Annotated in this window: 13 protein-coding genes; all 13 read left to right on the top strand. The window is 52.2% G+C overall.

Features of this window, described 5'->3' with window-relative positions:
- Position 1 precedes the first annotated feature (1 nt).
- The 13 genes from nuoL (at position 2) to dnaE (ending at position 17239) form a co-directional block, all read left to right on the top strand.
- Positions 2 to 1996, top strand: coding sequence for an NADH-quinone oxidoreductase subunit L (gene nuoL / locus AAC086_RS12280; protein WP_339778962.1), 1995 nt, complete (start codon positions 2 to 4; stop codon positions 1994 to 1996).
- A gap of 6 nt (positions 1997 to 2002) precedes the next feature.
- Complete coding sequence (locus tag AAC086_RS12275) at positions 2003 to 3520, top strand: NADH-quinone oxidoreductase subunit M (protein WP_339778961.1); 1518 nt, start codon at positions 2003 to 2005, stop codon at positions 3518 to 3520.
- Between the two features lie 23 nt (positions 3521 to 3543).
- Positions 3544 to 4971 carry an NADH-quinone oxidoreductase subunit NuoN gene (gene nuoN / locus AAC086_RS12270; RefSeq protein ID WP_339779116.1) on the top strand — a complete coding sequence of 476 codons (1428 nt, stop codon included), beginning with the start codon at positions 3544 to 3546 and terminating at the stop codon, positions 4969 to 4971.
- 1 nt (position 4972) lies between these two features.
- Positions 4973 to 5731: a biotin--[acetyl-CoA-carboxylase] ligase gene (locus tag AAC086_RS12265; RefSeq protein WP_339778960.1), complete on the top strand. Its 759-nt coding sequence runs from the start codon at positions 4973 to 4975 to the stop codon at positions 5729 to 5731.
- Between the two features lie 78 nt (positions 5732 to 5809).
- Positions 5810 to 6607 (top strand): type III pantothenate kinase, encoded by a 798-nt coding sequence (locus AAC086_RS12260; protein ID WP_339778959.1) that lies wholly within the window; start codon positions 5810 to 5812, stop codon positions 6605 to 6607.
- A gap of 74 nt (positions 6608 to 6681) precedes the next feature.
- The gene (locus AAC086_RS12255; RefSeq protein WP_339778958.1) at positions 6682 to 8355 is read left to right on the top strand and encodes a ribonuclease J; all 1674 of its coding nucleotides are present in this window, start codon (positions 6682 to 6684) and stop codon (positions 8353 to 8355) included.
- A 70-nt stretch (positions 8356 to 8425) separates the two neighbouring features.
- Positions 8426 to 8830, top strand: a complete 405-nt coding sequence (gene mce, locus AAC086_RS12250) for a methylmalonyl-CoA epimerase (protein ID WP_339778957.1) — start codon at positions 8426 to 8428, stop codon at positions 8828 to 8830.
- Positions 8831 to 8923: 93 nt separating this feature from the next.
- Positions 8924 to 9175: a DUF1467 family protein gene (locus tag AAC086_RS12245; RefSeq protein WP_339778956.1), complete on the top strand. Its 252-nt coding sequence runs from the start codon at positions 8924 to 8926 to the stop codon at positions 9173 to 9175.
- Between the two features lie 413 nt (positions 9176 to 9588).
- A complete protein-coding gene (locus AAC086_RS12240; RefSeq protein ID WP_339778955.1) occupies positions 9589 to 10077 on the top strand; it encodes a hypothetical protein in 489 nt (162 codons plus the stop codon).
- 183 nt (positions 10078 to 10260) lie between these two features.
- The gene (gene proS, locus AAC086_RS12235) at positions 10261 to 11580 is read left to right on the top strand and encodes a proline--tRNA ligase (RefSeq protein ID WP_339778954.1); all 1320 of its coding nucleotides are present in this window, start codon (positions 10261 to 10263) and stop codon (positions 11578 to 11580) included.
- Positions 11581 to 11678: 98 nt separating this feature from the next.
- Complete coding sequence (locus AAC086_RS12230) at positions 11679 to 12929, top strand: lipoprotein-releasing ABC transporter permease subunit (RefSeq protein ID WP_339778953.1); 1251 nt, start codon at positions 11679 to 11681, stop codon at positions 12927 to 12929.
- Positions 12922 to 13656, top strand: a complete 735-nt coding sequence (locus AAC086_RS12225) for an ABC transporter ATP-binding protein (protein WP_339778952.1) — start codon at positions 12922 to 12924, stop codon at positions 13654 to 13656. Before AAC086_RS12230 ends, AAC086_RS12225 begins: the two co-directional genes overlap by 8 nt.
- 97 nt (positions 13657 to 13753) lie before the next feature.
- Positions 13754 to 17239 (top strand): DNA polymerase III subunit alpha, encoded by a 3486-nt coding sequence (dnaE, locus tag AAC086_RS12220; RefSeq protein ID WP_339778951.1) that lies wholly within the window; start codon positions 13754 to 13756, stop codon positions 17237 to 17239.
- The last annotated feature ends 191 nt before the right edge of the window (positions 17240 to 17430 follow it).

The raw sequence follows: 17430 nt of genomic DNA, 5'->3' as shown, positions 1-17430 counted from the left end.
TATGTACGCTCTGATCGTTTTCCTACCCCTTATCGCAGCTATCATTGCTGGTTTGATCACCCTTGTCGGGGCGATGAAAACGGCCAATGCACCTGCTGCCCATGATGATCATCATCACGGTGTCTCGACCTCCGATCGTTTGTCGCAGCTTGTAACTGTGGCGGGCGTGGTAATCGCGGCGGCCTTGTCGGTCTCGGCCTTTATTGATGTCGCCCTGAACGGCAACCCGGTAACGCTTGATCTGTTCACCTGGATCAGTTCAGGTGACTTCACGGCGAACTGGTCGTTGCGGTTTGATACGCTGACCTGCGTGATGCTGATTGTTGTCACCGGTGTGTCGTCGATGGTTCATATCTATTCCATCGGCTATATGTCGCATGACCCCGACAAACCCCGTTTTATGGCTTATCTCAGCCTGTTTACCTTTGCCATGCTGATGCTGGTAACGGCAGACAATCTGATCCAGCTGTTTTTCGGTTGGGAAGGCGTTGGTCTTGCATCCTATTTGCTGATTGGTTTCTGGTATTCAAAACCGTCGGCATCCTCAGCGGCGATCAAGGCGTTCCTGGTTAACCGTGTTGGTGACTTTGGCTTTGCCCTGGGTATCTTTGCTGTCTATGTGCTGTTTGGCACGGTGCAGTTCGATACAATCTTTGCCAATGCTGAAGATGTTTCCGGTGCGACGCTGATGTTCCTGGGGCATGACTTCTCGGCCCTGAACATTGCAACCTTCCTGCTGTTTATCGGTGCGATGGGTAAATCGGCCCAGCTTGGCCTGCATACCTGGTTGCCCGATGCGATGGAAGGTCCGACCCCGGTTTCAGCCCTTATCCACGCGGCAACGATGGTGACGGCCGGTGTCTTCATGGTCGCGCGTTTGTCGCCGATCTTTGAATATGCCGAAACGACCCTGGCCATTGTTACAGTTGTCGGTGCGACCACGGCGTTCTTTGCCGCGACCATCGGTTGCGTCCAGAACGACATCAAACGCGTGATTGCCTATTCAACCTGTTCGCAACTTGGCTATATGTTCTTTGCGTGCGGCGTTTCGGCCTATAGCGCGGGCGTGTTCCACCTGATGACGCACGGTTTTTTCAAGGCTTTGTTGTTCCTCAGTGCCGGTTCGGTCATTCATGCCATGTCCGATGAACAGGATATGCGCAAGATGGGCGGCATCTGGAAAATGGTTCCGCTGACCTTTGGCGTGATGGTGATCGGCACGCTGGCCATTACCGGTGTTCCGGGCCTGGCGGGTTATTATTCCAAGGATATGATCATTGAAAGCGCCTTTGCGGCACATACCAGTGTCGGGACCTACGCTTTCTGGATGGGTATCATTGCGGCCTTCATGACGTCGTTCTATAGCTGGCGTTTGATTTTCATGACCTTTTTTGGTGCCCCGCGTGCGGATGAACGCACCATGGCACATGTTCATGAAAGCCCGGCAGTTATGACGGTTCCGTTGCTGTTCCTGGCTGTGGGTGCGATTTTCGCAGGCTGGTTTGCGGTTAACTGGTTTGGTGGCAATTACGAAGAAATGCTGTCGTTCTGGAACGGTGCGATCTTTGTTGCTGAAAACCACCAGGCTCTTGAACAGTCACACCATGTTCCCGAGTGGGTCAAAATGGCACCGTTTGTTGCCATGATGCTTGGCCTGGCTTTGGCAGTGCTGATGTATCGTCTGGTGCCGTCGCTGCCGCGGACTGTTGCGAATACCTTTAACGGTATTTACCGCTTCTTGTTGAACAAATGGTATTTCGACGAGCTGTATAACGCGATCTTCGTCAAGCCTGCCTTTGCTTTGGGCCGTGGCTTTTGGAAGGCGGGCGATGGCGCCCTGATCGACGGTGTTGGTCCGGACGGTGTTGCCGCAGCATGTCGCAATATTGCACGGCGTGTCAGCGCTTTGCAGAGCGGCTTCGTCTATCACTATGCCTTTGCCATGCTAATCGGCATTGCGGCCTTGGTGTCTTACACAATCTGGAAGATGGGTTAACGGGCGATGAGTGATTGGCCAATTCTTTCGATCATCACTTTTTTACCGCTGCTGGGGGCATTCTTTATCCTCCTGATCCGCGGTGAAGAAGCGAATGTCGCCCGCAATTCGCGCTGGGTCGCGCTGTGGACGTCTGGATTTACTTTCCTGGCATCACTGATGCTGTGGATCAACTTTGATACAACAACCGCAAACTTCCAGTTCGTCGAAAAGGCGGAGTGGATGCCGGGCCTTAATGTGTCCTATCACATGGGTGTTGACGGTATTTCGGTTCTGTTTGTCATCCTCGCAACGTTCCTGACCCCGATCTGCATCCTTTCCGCATGGGAATCTGTTCAGAAACGGGTCAAGGAATACATGATCGCGTTCCTGGTTCTTGAAACCATGATGGTCGGCATGTTCAGTTCACTTGATGCCATGCTGTTCTACATCTTCTTTGAAGGTGTGCTGATCCCGATGTTTATCATCATTGGTGTCTGGGGCGGACCGCGCCGTGTATATGCAGCATTCAAGCTGTTCCTTTATACGTTGCTGGGTTCTGTTCTGATGCTGGTCGCATTGATGGCGATGTATTTCGACGCCGGCACCAGCGACATTCCGACTTTGATGACACATACCTTCAGCTATCAGGCCCAGCTTTGGATGTGGCTTGCTTTCTTTGCGTCCTTTGCCGTCAAGGTGCCGATGTGGCCTGTCCACACATGGTTGCCTGACGCGCATGTGGAAGCGCCGACAGCAGGTTCGGTTATTCTGGCTGGCGTGCTGTTGAAAATGGGGGGGTATGGTTTCCTGCGGTTCTCACTGCCGATGTTGCCGCTGGCCTCGGAAACTTTTGCGCCGCTGATTTTCACCCTGTCGATCATTGCCATTATCTATACATCCCTTGTGGCTTTGGCGCAGGAAGACATGAAAAAGCTGATCGCTTATTCCTCTGTCGCGCATATGGGTATTGTCACGGTGGGTGCCTTTACGTTCAACCAGCATGGCCTTGAAGGTTCGATCTTTCAAATGCTGAGCCACGGTGTTGTATCGGGCGCATTGTTCCTGTGTGTTGGTGTGGTTTATGACCGCATGCATACCCGCGAAATTGATGCCTATGGTGGCCTTGTTCACCGCATGCCGGGATATGCCGTAACGTTCATGTTCTTTACCATGGCGTCGGTTGGTTTGCCGGGGACGGGTGGTTTTGTGGGCGAAGTGCTGACACTTCTTGGTGCCTTTGAAGCCAATACCTGGGTTGCTTTCTTTGCTTCCACCGGCCTGATCCTTGGTGCAGCATATGCGCTTTATCTCTATCGCCGGATTGTTTTCGGGGCCCTGACCAAGGAAAACCTCAAAAACATCCTCGATATGAGCCCGCGCGAGTGGCTGTTGTTTGCACCGCTGATTGTTGTGGTTTTGTGGATGGGCATCTATCCAAGCTCGTTCCTCGACATCATGCATGTATCGGTTCTGCATTTGGTCAACCAAGTTGAAACGGCGCAGGCCGCTGCGGCAAATGCCGCGCAGCTTGCGGCGAATTAAGGGGAATGAACATGGGAGATTCTATGCTCAACCTCGGGGTAGCATTGCCCGAAATTTTTATGGCGGTAGCTTCGCTTGCGTTGCTGATGCTGGGTGTTTTTACCGGTAAGGACCGTTCGTTCCGGACGGTCTCCTGGGCGGCTGTCGGTGCAATGGTCATCGCCCTGATCCTTGTGATCACGGGCGAGGGTGGTGCTGCATTTTCCGGTCAGTTTGTGGCTGATCCGTTTGCGCGTTTCTGTAAGGTTCTGATCCTTGTCGGGGCCGCTCTTGGCGTGATCATGTCGATGAAGTTCGCGGAACGCGAACGGATGGCACGTTTTGAATTCCCGATCCTGCTGATGCTCGCGACCCTTGGCATGATGGCGATGGTGTCGGCTTCCGACATGATGTCGCTTTATGTCGGTCTCGAACTTCAAAGCCTGGCGCTTTATGTTGTTGCGGCCATTCGTCGTGATACCGTACGCGCTACTGAATCGGGTTTGAAATACTTTGTTCTGGGTTCCATCGCATCGGGCATGCTGCTTTATGGCATGTCAATGGTTTATGGCTTTACCGGATCGACCAATTTTGCTGTCATCAGCGATGCGGTCAGCAATGGTGGCCTGTCGGTCGGAACTCTGGTTGGTCTGGCATTTATTTTCGCCGGTTTGTGCTTCAAGGTGTCGGCCGCACCGTTCCATATGTGGACGCCGGACGTTTACGAAGGCGCACCGACTCCGGTCACGGCGTTTTTTGCCGTTGCCCCGAAAATTGCCGGTCTGGCCTTGTTCATGCGCGTTGCCCTTGGCCCGTTTGCCAATGTCGTGGCCGACTGGCAGCAGATCATTATTCTGGTTTCCATCCTGTCGATGGTTTGGGGCTCGTTTGCTGCTCTGCGCCAGAACAATATCAAACGTCTGATGGCTTATTCATCTATCGGCCATGTTGGTTTCGCTCTTGTTGGTCTGGCCGCAGGGACCGAAGCGGGTGTGCAGGCCGTGCTGGTGTATCTTGGCATCTATCTGGTGATGAATATCGGTACCTTCGCCGTGATCCTGTCGATGCGTCGTCATGACCGGATGGTCGAAGAAATTGCCGACCTGTCGGGCTTGTCGCGGACCAAACCCCTGATGGCTGCTGTTGCCGCAATTTTGATGTTCTCGATGGCCGGTATTCCGCCGCTCGCCGGGTTCTTTGGGAAGTTCTATGTGTTCAAGGCAGCCGTTGATTCCGGTTTGATTTCCCTGGCGGTGATCGGGCTTGTGACCTCTGTTGTCAGTGCATATTATTATTTGCGCGTGATCAAGGTCATGTATTTCGATGAACCGGTCGAAGGGTTTGATCGTAACGGGACCGAACTTAATGTTATCATGGCGGTTGCCACCATCATTATCCTGATTTTCGTGTTCTTTCCGAACCCGTTGACCGATAGTGCTGCCGTTGCGGCATCTGCCTTGTTCGGACAGTGATATGATGGATCCTGTCGTATGTCTTCCTGCTGGATATGTTTTGCATTTCCATGAAGTCATCGACAGTACCAATGAAGAGGCCAAACGCCTCGGAGATAAGGGCGCCCCAAGTGGCGCCCTTATTTGGGCCCGGCGTCAACAATCCGGACGCGGGCGCCGCGGGCGGGAATGGAAATCGTCGGTTGGCAATTTGTTTTTGTCACTTTTGTTGCGGCCTGATTGCCCGCTCCAGGAAGCAGCCCGTTTAACATTTTTAAGCGCGCTGGCGATGGCCGAGGCGATAGATATTGTGACCCAAGGTCAGGTTGCGCCCAAATGTAAATGGCCGAATGACCTGATGGTCAATGACTGTAAATTGTGCGGCATTTTGCTTGAAAGTGCGTCGGTCTCTGGCCGCGATACGGATTATCTGGTGATCGGCACGGGGGTGAATATTGCATTTCATCCCGAAGATGTTGAGCGCCCTTCGACCTCGCTTGCTGATCAGGGCGCGATGATCCGGGTCGAAGACCTGATTTCTGCTTATAGTTTCCGGATTGATGATTTGTTGGCGCAATGGCAGGTCCGCGGGTTTGATGCCGTGCGCGAAAGCTGGCTGGCGCGCGCTTATGGTTTTGGCGCGCCCATTGTTGCCAGATTAAGCGAACGCACCTTTAACGGCACTTTCGTCGGGCTTGATCATGGCGGATCATTGATTTTAAAAGACGATACCGGTGTCGAACATGTTATTGGCGCAGGTGAAGTGTTTTTCAAAAGCTGACCCATTGCACTTTTGCCTAAAAGTGTACCGACCGGGGGGCTGTTTTCGGCGTCTTAACCAGGGAAACCGTTACCGAATATGCTGCTGGCAATAGATGCGGGAAATACCAATATTGTTTTTGCTGTTTTTGATGGGGAAACCATCAAGGGGCAATGGCGCTGCTCGACAACGGTTGAACGCACAGCCGACGAACTGGGGGTGTGGCTGCATCATCTTTTTGAACTTTCCGGCGTGCCCCGTGATGCAATTAAGGGAGCGATCATTGCAACCGTGGTGCCGGCTGCCGAGTTCAGTTTAAAAACATTATGCAGGCAGTATTTTAACGTTGATCCCATGATTGTTGGTGCGCCCAATATTGACCTGAAAATGAAAGTCATCATGGATCGCCCCAGTGAAGTGGGCGCAGACCGGCTGGTAAATGCTGTGGCCGCGCATCGTTTGTTTGGCGGACCGCTGGTGGTGCTGGATTTTGGCACCGCCACCACATTTGATGTTGTTGATGGGCAGGGGAATTATCTGGGTGGCATTATTGCGCCGGGGGTAAACCTGTCGATCAAGGCTCTACATATGGCGGCGGCACAACTGCCAATGGTCGCTGTTGAGGCGCCCGGCAGTGTGGTTGGTAAAAATACGATCGAGGCGATGCAGTCCGGTGTATATTGGGGCTATATTTCCATGATCGAAGGGCTTTTGGCGCGTATTCGCAGCCAGCAGAATGAACCGGCGATGAAGGTTGTTGCCACAGGTGGCCTTGCACCCTTATTTGCCAGGGCGATTGATGAAATTGGTCATTCGCACGGTGATTTGACGATGATGGGGCTTTTGATGATATATCGTCAGAATTTGGAAAACGACAAAGCCGGACAATTGGCGTAAAAGAATTTATGTTATTGACGATGTATGATTTTTCATGCGCGTCGCAATCGGTTTGATCGGAAAAGTGAGGTTTCGTGGATTTGTTTTTGCCAAAGGATGAGTTGCTGTTTGTCCCGCTGGGTGGTTCTGGCGAGATCGGGATGAACCTTAATCTGTATGGCTATAATGACCGGTGGTTGATGGTCGATATGGGGGTTTCCTTTGGTGAGGAAGGTTTACCCGGTGTGGATGTTGTCATGCCGGACCCGTCTTTTATCGAGGAACGCAAAGACAAACTTCTGGGGCTGGTTCTAACCCATGCTCATGAAGACCATCTTGGCGCGGTGCCCTATATGTGGCCGCGTTTGCGCTGTCCGATTTATGCAACCCCGTTTGCGGCCGAATTTTTGCGCGCCAAACTGGCCGAAACCGATTTTGCCGACCAGGTTCCCATTCATGAAATTGAACTGGGTGGGCGCTTTAAGCTGGGCGACTTTGACATCGAAATGGTCACTATGACCCATTCGATCCTGGAGCCGAATGCCCTTGCCATTCGGACCCCGAAGGGGCTGGTGGTGCATACCGGCGACTGGAAATTTGACCCCGACCCGCAAATCGGCAATGCCGCCGACCTGGCGAAGCTCGAAGCCCTGGGTGACGAGGGTGTTAATGCCCTGATTTGTGACTCGACTAACGTGTTTTCCCACGGGGCAACCGGGTCAGAAGGGCAGGTGGCACGAAACCTTACAGATTTGTTTGCCAAGATACCTACCGGTCGTATTGCCATTGCCTGTTTTGCCACCAATGTGGCGCGCATTCAGTCGATTATCGAGGCTGCGCACGAAAACGGCCGCTGTGTTGCCTTGGCAGGACGATCCATGCGCCGGGTTACTGAAGCGGCGAAGAAAGTAGGCTATCTAACCGGATATCCTAACCTTTTATCCGATGACGATGCGATGGAAGTGCCCAAGGACCAGGTGTTGCTGATTTGCACGGGGTCCCAGGGGGAGCCGCGCGCAGCAATGGCGCGCATCGCACGCGGCGAGCATCCGACCATTCAGCTTGATGCGGGCGATACGGTTGTTTTTTCGGCCCGTGAAATTCCTGGCAATGAAAAATCGATTGGTTTTATTCAAAACGCGCTGATCAAACGCGGTGTTAACGTCATAACGGCCCGCGACGAGCCGATCCACGTGTCCGGGCACCCGGGGCGGGCTGATTTGGCGCGCATGTACCAGCTAACCCGGCCTAAAATTCTGGTGCCGGTGCATGGTGAACCCCGCCATTTGCGTGAACAGGCCAATCTGGGCAAGGAATGCCAGATCCCCGAAACTGTGGTTCCGCATGATGGCACGGTCATTCGGTTGTCTCCGGGCTTTGCCAGCGTGGTGGAGGAAGTCCCAACCGGCATTCTGTGCCTTGATGGCGGACGGTTGATCAAACGGGATTCAAACACCATTCGAAACCGCAATCGCATCATGTGGAATGGTGTGATGTTTGTGACCGTGGTGCTGAACCAGTTTGGCGAAATGGTTGGCGAACCGATGATTACGGCACCCAGCCTGTTTGACGAAGCCAACGATGACATTCAACTGGATCGTTTTGCCGCCGAAATTGGAAATCGGGTGGATCAGCTTGATGACGATGAAGTGCTGAATGATGCTGCGGTTATTTTGGCAATTCGCCAGGCTGTTCGTCGGCCCATTCGTCAGAAGCAAGGTAAGCGTCCGTTGATTGAGGTTCATCTGGTGCGGGTCAAGGAAGAATAAAATTGTTCGCCCTTGCCTTGTATATGCAGGGCGAGGTTGGGTTTGTCGCGCACGAAACAAGGAGCCCACCATGATTGGTCGATTAAATCATGTTGCCATTGCTGTTCCCGATCTGGATGAAGGCATACGCCTTTATCGCGATGTTCTGGGCGCACATGTTTCCGAACCACAGGACGAACCCGATCATGGGGTGCGGGTTGTTTTTGTTGAATTGCCCAATACCAAGATCGAACTTTTATATCCGCTGGGCGAAAATTCGCCGATCCGGTCGTTTCTGGAAAAGAACACGGCGGGAGGCATTCATCACGTGTGTTACGAGGTCGAGGATATTCTGGCAGCACGCGACCGTCTGATCGCACAGGGGGCAAGAATTCTTGGAACTGGCGAGCCGAAAAAGGGCGCACATGGCAAGCCGGTTCTTTTTTTGCATCCCAAGGATTTTAATGGCACGCTGGTTGAACTTGAACAAATCTGATCCGACAGTGTCCGGGCTGTGTTTACAGGCCGTGCGTCAAGGTGGCTAAGGTTGGTTCAAGGCTGCGATGAACTGTTTTTGCAAGGATGTCCCATGGGTTTGTTTTCCGGGTTTGTCACCTATCTGATTATTTGGTGGCTGGTATTGTTTACGGTACTGCCTGTAGGCGTGCGTCAGCAGGAAGTTGTCGAAAAGGGCCACGATAGTGGGGCGCCACAAAAAGCCCATATGTGGAAAAAAGTCCTGGCGACATCTTTGATATCGGCAATCCTGTGGGGGGTGGCCTATTTTGTCATCACCAGTGGCCTGATCGACATTCGCCCGGCGGCAGACGCCTTTAAATAACGCGCCGTTTGATTGATCACGGAAACAAAAGGGGAAATCTTTTCAGGTTCCCCCTTTTTTGGTAAAATTACGTTTCGGGAACAAAAAAAAAGCAAGATCCTAAGATCTTGCTTTAGCGCTATTTTATAGCTGTTTTCCCGTTATCTTTATTGCTTCCTCCTAGACCTGGGCTCATTGGCACAGGTTTTTATTCGACGTCGCGCCTGCTTCTTTTGTGCTTATTGGCAAAAAAGCCTCCCGCATTTTATGAGCGGCTGCGGTTCGTCTTTCCTTCACGATCTTGCGTCGTTTCCGGACGGTTAAAAAGCCATATATTTCATTTTTATGCAAGATGTTTTGACGAAACTTCACAAGTGGATGTAACGTTGTGTAACAAAATCATGTTACGTCAAATAGTTAGAGGTTTTTTTGCCATGAAGCTGTTTGTTTTCCGTCGTCTTAAAAAGGCTTGTTTACAGGTGCTTGTGCCTGTTTTCATAGGGAGCGCAGCCCTGTCAGGCCCTGTTTTTGCTGCGGATTCTGCGCAAAAAGAATCGGAAGCAACACCCCTGCCAACCGTGACGATGACCAAAGACGCCTGCGAGGCCGTAGTGGCCTTTCAGCCCGAACCTGGTGTGGAATATCAACCCGGTGTTGATGTGAACGGGCAGGCCGTAACGCCTGCCGAAGGGCCGGGGGCCGAGGTCAACCCGATGACATTGCCCGATGTGATTGAATTTCCCGTCACAATCGACTTTTTCGAGTTCGCGGGTATTTCGACCCCCACCGGGATTAGCGGCAAGGGCAACCTTGGCCAAATCACCTATCGCAACGGACAGGTTTATTTTAACGGAAAACCGATCGGAAATGCTGCGCACAATGCCGATTTGATTGCAGCATGCCGGGCGGCAGGGTATCGTTAAGGTTCCATCAGGATGCTGGTGGGAAATTATACCGTCGCAGGGTGCTGATTTCAGCGTTTTGGTTGCAGGCGGATTCCGCCAATTCACAAGTTCCGTCTTGCCTTTCCGCTGTGGCTGTCGCATGTTCCGGGCAAGATTTATGGTAGTTGTTACCTTTTCAGATTGCTTGATCACGAGGCATTGATGCGTCTTTCCCAGTTCTTCCTGCCCACCCTTAAAGAAACCCCGTCAGAAGCCCAGATCGTTTCTCATCGTTTGATGCTGCGCGCCGGGATGGTGCGGCAGCTTTCGGCCGGCATTTATTCCTGGTTGCCGCTGGGATATCGGGTTTTGAAAAAAATCGAACAAATCGTTCGTGAAGAACAGGATGCGATCGGTTGCAACGAATTGCTGATGCCGACCATTCAGCCCGCCGAGCTGTGGCAGGAAAGTGGTCGTTACGAAGATTATGGTCTGGAAATGCTGCGCATTACTGACCGTCATGACCGCAACATGCTGTTTGGTCCGACCAACGAAGAAGTTATCACTGACATTTTCCGCAAAGACATCCGGTCCTATAAGCAGGTACCGCAGATGTTGTATCATATTCAGTGGAAATTCCGCGACGAGATCCGCCCGCGTTTTGGCGTGATGCGTGGCCGCGAATTTTTGATGAAGGATGCTTATTCTTTCGATATCGATTATGAAAGCTCGCGTCATGCCTATAACAAAATGTTTCTGGCCTATTGCCGGACATTTTCGCGACTGGGTGTAAAGGCTATTCCGATGGTAGCCGATACCGGCCCGATTGGCGGTGATCTGAGCCACGAATTCATCATTCTTGCCGATACTGGTGAAAGCGAAGTTTTCTGCGATAAAAAATGGCTGGAAAAAGATCTGACCGGGCAGGGTGTTGATTTGAATGATCGCACCAACCTTGAAGGCTGGGTTCAGACAATCTTGCAAGATTATGCCGCGACCGATGAAAAACACGTCGCCGAAGATTGCCCGGTGGGTGGGGATGACCTGATTGCCACACGCGGCATTGAAGTCGGCCATATCTTCCATTTCGGCACCAAATATTCCGAACCGATGGGCGCGACTGTTTTGGGCCCGGATGGCAGGGAAGTGCCCGTCATGATGGGGTCCTATGGTATTGGTGTGTCGCGTCTTGTCGGTGCGCTGATTGAAGCATCGCACGATGATAACGGTATTATCTGGCCCGAAGAAGTTGCCCCTTTCCGTGTTGGCCTGATTAATTTGCGCACTGGCGATGATGCTTGTGATGCAGCCTGCGAAGATATTTATGGCAAACTCAAAAATGCCAAAATTGATGTGCTGTATGATGACCGTGATATTCGTGCTGGCGGCAAGTTTGCCGACATGGACCTGATCGGTTTGCCCTGGCAGATCGTGATTGGCCCCAAAGGTTTGGCCAATGGTGTGGTGGAACTTAAAAACCGTAAATCCGGTGAACGTTCTGAAGTTACCCTTGAGGCCGCCTTTAACCAGATCGGTGTCTGAATGCCATATACGGGGCGGTAACTGCTGCCCCGTACGAAGTTTTGATCTGACCCATACGGGTTTCGTCTGAAACCCTTCTCCACAAGGATGATGTGCCTATGTTCAGTCCGTTCGAACGCATGGTGGCGTTTCGCTATCTGCGTCCCCGTCGGCAGGAAGGCTTTGTCTCTGTAATCGCGATTTTTTCGCTGCTGGGCATTATGCTTGGTGTCGCGACGTTGATTATCGTGATGTCCGTGATGAACGGTTTTCGTGCCGAACTGCTTTCCCGCATTCTTGGACTGAACGGGCATATATCGGTCTACGCGCAAGACCCCGATGGGTTGCCAAATTACGATGAAATCGAAAAAAAAATTGTTGAAACCGGTAATATCACGCTGGTGAATCCGATTGTTGAAGGCCAGGTTATGGCCTCGAAAAGCGGGAGGGCCACCGGCGCGATTGTACGCGGCATGCTGCCCGACGATATCGTCAAGCGCGATACGCTGGCCAAGAATATCGTTTTTGGCAGCCTGAAAGATTTCAAAGGCGATGACGCGATCATTATGGGCGCACGTCTTGCCATGAAGCTCGGGATTGGCGTTGGCGATACGGTTAATCTGATTTCACCCAAAGGCAAGGTTACGGCGTTTGGGTCGGTTCCGCGCATGCGGTCATATCATGTGGTCGCCCTGTTTGACATCGGCATGTATGAATATGATTCCGGGTTCATCTTCATGCCCTTGCAGGCCGCGCAGACCTATTTTCAGATGAAGGACAAGATTTCAAATTTTGAAATCGTGCTCAAAGATCCGTCGCGTCTTTCCGGAACGATGAATGACTTGCTGCAAAACCTGCGCGGTGAAAGTTTGCGTCTTGTAAACTGGCAACAGTCTAACGCCAATTTCTTTAATGCGTTGCAGGTTGAACGTAATGTGATGTTCCTGATCCTGACGCTGATCATTGTGGTTGCGGCCTTTAATATTATCTCCGGTATGGTGATGCTGGTGAAAGACAAGGGGCGCGACATTGCGATCTTGCGTACAATGGGGGCCACACGCGGCTCGGTTTTACGGATTTTCTTTTTAGCCGGGGCCTCTATTGGTGTTCTGGGCACGCTCAGTGGTTTGTTGCTGGGGGTTCTGTTTTGTGAAAATATCGAAAGCATTCGCCAGTTCATCCAAAGCCTGACTGGTGCTGACCTGTTTAATGCTGAAATATATTTCCTGTCGCAATTGCCTGCTGACCTGGATGTTAATGAAGTGGTGCTGGTTTGCCTGATGTCACTGCTGCTGTCGTTCCTGGCAACCATCTATCCTGCCTGGCGCGCATCGCGTCTCGACCCGGTGGAGGCGCTGCGCTATGAATGATCAGCAGAAACAATCTGTTGCTCAGCGTCAGGCAAAGCCGATGCTGAAACTGGAAAAGGTTGTTCGCTCCTTTTCGCAGGGGGCAGAAAAACTTGAAGTCCTCAAGGCTGTTGATTTGACAATTAACGAAGGCGAGATCGTTGCTTTGGTCGGACCTTCGGGGGCGGGCAAATCAACGCTGTTGCAAATCGCGGGTTTGCTTGAACGCCCTGATAGCGGAACGGTTTCGGTTGGCGGAAAGCGCAGCACCGATCTTTCGGATATGGGGCGGACGCTGATGCGCCGCAATCACATCGGATTTGTCTATCAGTATCATCATTTGTTGCCGGAATTTTCGGCAATCGAAAATGTTATCATCCCGCAAATGATTGCCGGACTGAAACGCAAGGATGCTGGCGTTCGGGCAATGGAATTGCTGCAATGTCTTGGCATTGAGGCCCGTGCCCAGCATCGCCCGGCCCGTTTATCAGGGGGCGAACAGCAACGTGTTGCGATTGCCCGTGCTCTGGCCAATGTTCCCGATGTGTTGTTTGCTGATGAACCCACCGGTAACCTGGACCCGCAAACAGCTGCGAATGTCTTTGCAATGCTGGTGTCGCTTGTGCGTCAGACGGGGCTTGCATCGCTGATCGCGACGCATAATCCGGAACTGGCCCGTCAGATGGATCGTATTATTACGTTACGAGACGGTCATCTTGTCGAAATTGATCCGGAAACACTTTCATAATCGGGTTTGGGTTTCTATAAATATATGATCGGCGGGCGCCCTTGTGGCGCCCGTGGTCTTTGTGGTTTTTGCTTTTGTTTTGTCGAGGTACCCAGCAATGGAAAACGGTTTCATCCATCTGCGCGTTCATACCAACTATTCGTTGGCCGAAGGGGCGATCACGACAAAGGAACTGGCAAAATTATGCGCGGCGGATAATCAACCCGCAGCGGCCATGACCGACACCAACAATATGTTCGGCGCGTTGGATTTCGCCGGTGCGGCCAGTGGGGCCGGTATTCAGCCGATTCTGGGGGTTCAGGTCGGCATTGAACGTTTCGGCACCGAGGTTGTTCTGGGCAAGGCCGGGCGCGAACCGGACCCGGATGAACTTGTTTTGCTGGCACAAAACAAAGCGGGTTATTTCAATCTGCTGAAAATTGTGTCGCGCGCCCATATGACGACCGAAGCGGGCAGCACACCAAAGGTGCTGCTGGATCATTTGGCAGAGCATTGCGACGGTGTTATCTGCCTTACCGGCGGTCCTTCCGGGCCGTTGGCGCGTTTGTTAAGCGAAGAACAGGACAGCAAGGCGGTCGATTGCCTCAAGCGCCTGAAGGCCATTTATGATGACCGGCTTTATATCGAAATTCAGCGCCACGGGCTGGCATCGGAAGAACGGGTTGAGCCGGGGCTTGTCGCCCTGGCGTATGATTATGATGTGCCCTTGGTTGCGACCAATGATTGTTATTTCCCCCGTGCCGACATGTATGAAGCCCACGATGTGTTTATTTGCATCGGGCAGGGCGCTGTTGTTGGCCAGGATGACCGGTGGCGCTTGACGCCTAATCATCGTTTTAAAACCGCCGCAGAAATGCGCGAACTTTTTGCCGATATTCCCGAAGCCTGCGACAATACGCTGGTTATCGCCCATCGTTGCGCCTGGCATGTCGAGAAAATCGACCCGATCTTGCCGCCTTTTGACTGTGGCGAAGGCCGGACCGAGGTTGATGAACTGCGCCATAAATCCTTTGACGGGCTAAAGGCGCGGCTGGAAAAATATGTTTACACCCCGGAGATGACCGATGCCGAAAGACAGAAAGTGGCTGAACCCTATAATGCCCGCCTTGAATACGAATTGGGCATTATTAACCAAATGGGCTTTCCCGGTTACTTCCTGATCGTTGCCGATTTTATCCAGTGGGCCAAGGAACATGAAATTCCCGTGGGTCCGGGCCGTGGGTCCGGGGCAGGGTCGCTTGTGGCTTATGCTTTGCTGATTACCGATCTGGACCCGCTGCGGTTTTCGTTGCTGTTCGAACGTTTCCTGAACCCCGAACGTGTGTCGATGCCGGATTTTGACGTCGACTTTTGTCAGGATCGTCGCGGCGAAGTTATTGAATATGTGCAACACAAATATGGCTATGATCGTGTTGCCCAGATTATTACCTTTGGTAAATTGCAGGCCAAGGCAGCCGTGCGCGATGTTGGCCGTGTGCTGAGTATTCCTTATGGCTATGTCGATAAAATTTGTAAAATGATCCCCGGTGACCCGGCCAAACCGATCCCGCTGAAAGAAGCGATCGGTATGGAGCCGGACCTGCGCCGGATTGCCCGGGAAGACCCGGATATTGACCGCCTTTTGAACATCGCCATGCAAATCGAAGGTTTGTATCGCAACTCATCTACCCATGCGGCTGGTGTGGTGATTGGCGACCGCGATCTTGATGAACTGGTTCCGCTTTACCGCGATCCGCGCTCAGACATGCCGGTGACGCAGTTCAACATGAAATATGTTGAAAATGCCGGGCTGGTGAAATTCGACTTTCTGGGTTTAAAGACTTTAACGGTGATTATTGAAGCCGTTAACCTGATGCGTCAGCGCAAGGACGTTCCGCAAGATTTTGATATTAGCGCAATTCCGCTTGATGACCGCCCCTCGTTCAAGTTGTTGTCGGCGGCCGAAACGGTGGGTGTGTTCCAGCTTGAATCCCAGGGTATGCAGGATGTTCTTCGCGGGCTAAAGCCAGATACACTGGAAGACATTATTGCTGTGGTGGCGTTGTATCGCCCGGGCCCGATGGACAATATCCCCTATTATATCGCCCGTAAGCATGGTCGTGAAGAACCCGACTATATGCATCCGATGCTAAAGCCGATCCTCGAAGAAACCTATGGTATCATGATCTATCAGGAACAGGTCATGCAGTTGGCCCAGCTGATGTCGGGCTATTCACTGGGGGGTGCAGACTTGCTGCGCCGTGCCATGGGCAAGAAAATTGCCGAGGAAATGGAAAAGCAGCGGTCGCTGTTTGTGGAAGGTGCTGAAAAAAACAACGTGGATCGCCAGCAGGCTTCTGACATTTTTGATCAGGTTGCCAAGTTTGCGTCTTACGGCTTTAACAAATCGCATGCGGCGGCCTATGCCCTGGTGGCGTATCAGACAGCCTATCTGAAGGCGAATTACCCGGTCGAATTTATGGCCGCGCTGATGACGCTTGATATGCATAACACAGACAAGCTGGCAATTTTTAAACAGGAAATTGAACGACTTGGCATCGAGATCTTGCCTCCTTGCGTTAACAATTCGGGCGTTGCCTTCACGGTTGAAAATTACGATGGGGTGCGCAAAATTCGGTATGCACTGGCCGCCGTGCGTAATGTGGGCGATGCGGCAATGGAAAGCCTTGTGGCATCGCGCGACAGCAACGGCGCGTTTAAAGATCTTACCGATTTCGCCTCTCGGATTGATAGCAAGGCCTTGAACAAACGACTTTTGGAAAACCTGGTGCGTGCCGGGGCATTGGATTGCCTGCATGGTAATCGCCGGGTCATGTATGAGAATGTCGATAAGATATTGGCTGTGTCGCAGCGTGAAATGCAGGCGCGCAACAACGACCAGATCAGCATGTTTGGCGATGATAGCGGGTTTGGCAAAGACACCATTCGTATGCCCGATGGTCGCGACTGGGTTCCGATGGAGAAACTGACCGAAGAATTTTCGGCAATCGGGTTTTATTTATCTGCCCATCCGCTTGATACCTTTGGCAAAAGTCTGCAGCGGATTGGTGTCGCCCCTTATTCCGAACTTGAAGCCCGTATACGCGCCCAGAACAAGGGGGCGATCAAGCTCGCGGGGACGCTGATTAATGCACGTGAGATGATTTCGAAGAAAAATGGCTCTAAATTTGCCTTTGTTATGCTGTCGGATGCCACGGGCAGTTTTGAAGTGGCGTTTTGGGCCGAGGCCTGGGCGGCCTATAAGGAAGTGATCAATTCCGGCAAACCGTTATTACTGATTGTTTCAGCTGAATTCCGTGAAGGCCAGTTGCGTATTCAAGGCCAGCGCGTCGAGGATCTTGAACAGGCGGTCGCGGGAGCAGCCGAAGGTATTCGCATTCGTTTGACACGCCCCGATCCGATTTTGGAAATTCGTGAACTGCTTGAAAAAGCAGGGCGGGGACGGGGCCTTGTCAATATTTCGTCAGTCTGCCAGGACGGACGCATTGCAGAAATTGAATTAACTGACAACTTCAAGGTTGGGCCGTCTCTGATCGGGGCTGTCGGGGCTATTCCCGGTGTGGAATTTGCCGAAGAGATCTGAATGTCAGGTTTTGCAGGTTTTTGTGGGACTTGTTATCTACTTAACGCTTGCAATATCGGGGGCGCGGCGCTAAAACCCGCCTCGAACATCGCACGTGGGAGCGTGGCGGATATTTGCGTATTCGTCCATCCGGTGTTTTGCCATTCGGCAAAATTCCTTCCCACGGAGGTATTAACCGGAAAACGGTAGGA

This window comes from uncultured Thalassospira sp., assembly GCF_963976115.1.
Classification (GTDB): domain Bacteria; phylum Pseudomonadota; class Alphaproteobacteria; order Rhodospirillales; family Thalassospiraceae; genus Thalassospira.
Note: the sequence above shows the minus strand (reverse complement) of the source record. Positions and strands in the feature narration are given on the sequence as shown.

Coding starts and splice junctions, on each gene's coding strand:
- nuoL (WP_339778962.1), top strand. CDS start 2: ATGTACGCTCTGATCGTTTTCCTACCCCTTATCGCAGCTATCATTGCT.
- AAC086_RS12275 (WP_339778961.1), top strand. CDS start 2,003: ATGAGTGATTGGCCAATTCTTTCGATCATCACTTTTTTACCGCTGCTG.
- nuoN (WP_339779116.1), top strand. CDS start 3,544: ATGCTCAACCTCGGGGTAGCATTGCCCGAAATTTTTATGGCGGTAGCT.
- AAC086_RS12265 (WP_339778960.1), top strand. CDS start 4,973: ATGATGGATCCTGTCGTATGTCTTCCTGCTGGATATGTTTTGCATTTC.
- AAC086_RS12260 (WP_339778959.1), top strand. CDS start 5,810: ATGCTGCTGGCAATAGATGCGGGAAATACCAATATTGTTTTTGCTGTT.
- mce (WP_339778957.1), top strand. CDS start 8,426: ATGATTGGTCGATTAAATCATGTTGCCATTGCTGTTCCCGATCTGGAT.
- AAC086_RS12245 (WP_339778956.1), top strand. CDS start 8,924: ATGGGTTTGTTTTCCGGGTTTGTCACCTATCTGATTATTTGGTGGCTG.
- AAC086_RS12240 (WP_339778955.1), top strand. CDS start 9,589: ATGAAGCTGTTTGTTTTCCGTCGTCTTAAAAAGGCTTGTTTACAGGTG.
- proS (WP_339778954.1), top strand. CDS start 10,261: ATGCGTCTTTCCCAGTTCTTCCTGCCCACCCTTAAAGAAACCCCGTCA.
- AAC086_RS12230 (WP_339778953.1), top strand. CDS start 11,679: ATGTTCAGTCCGTTCGAACGCATGGTGGCGTTTCGCTATCTGCGTCCC.
- AAC086_RS12225 (WP_339778952.1), top strand. CDS start 12,922: ATGAATGATCAGCAGAAACAATCTGTTGCTCAGCGTCAGGCAAAGCCG.
- dnaE (WP_339778951.1), top strand. CDS start 13,754: ATGGAAAACGGTTTCATCCATCTGCGCGTTCATACCAACTATTCGTTG.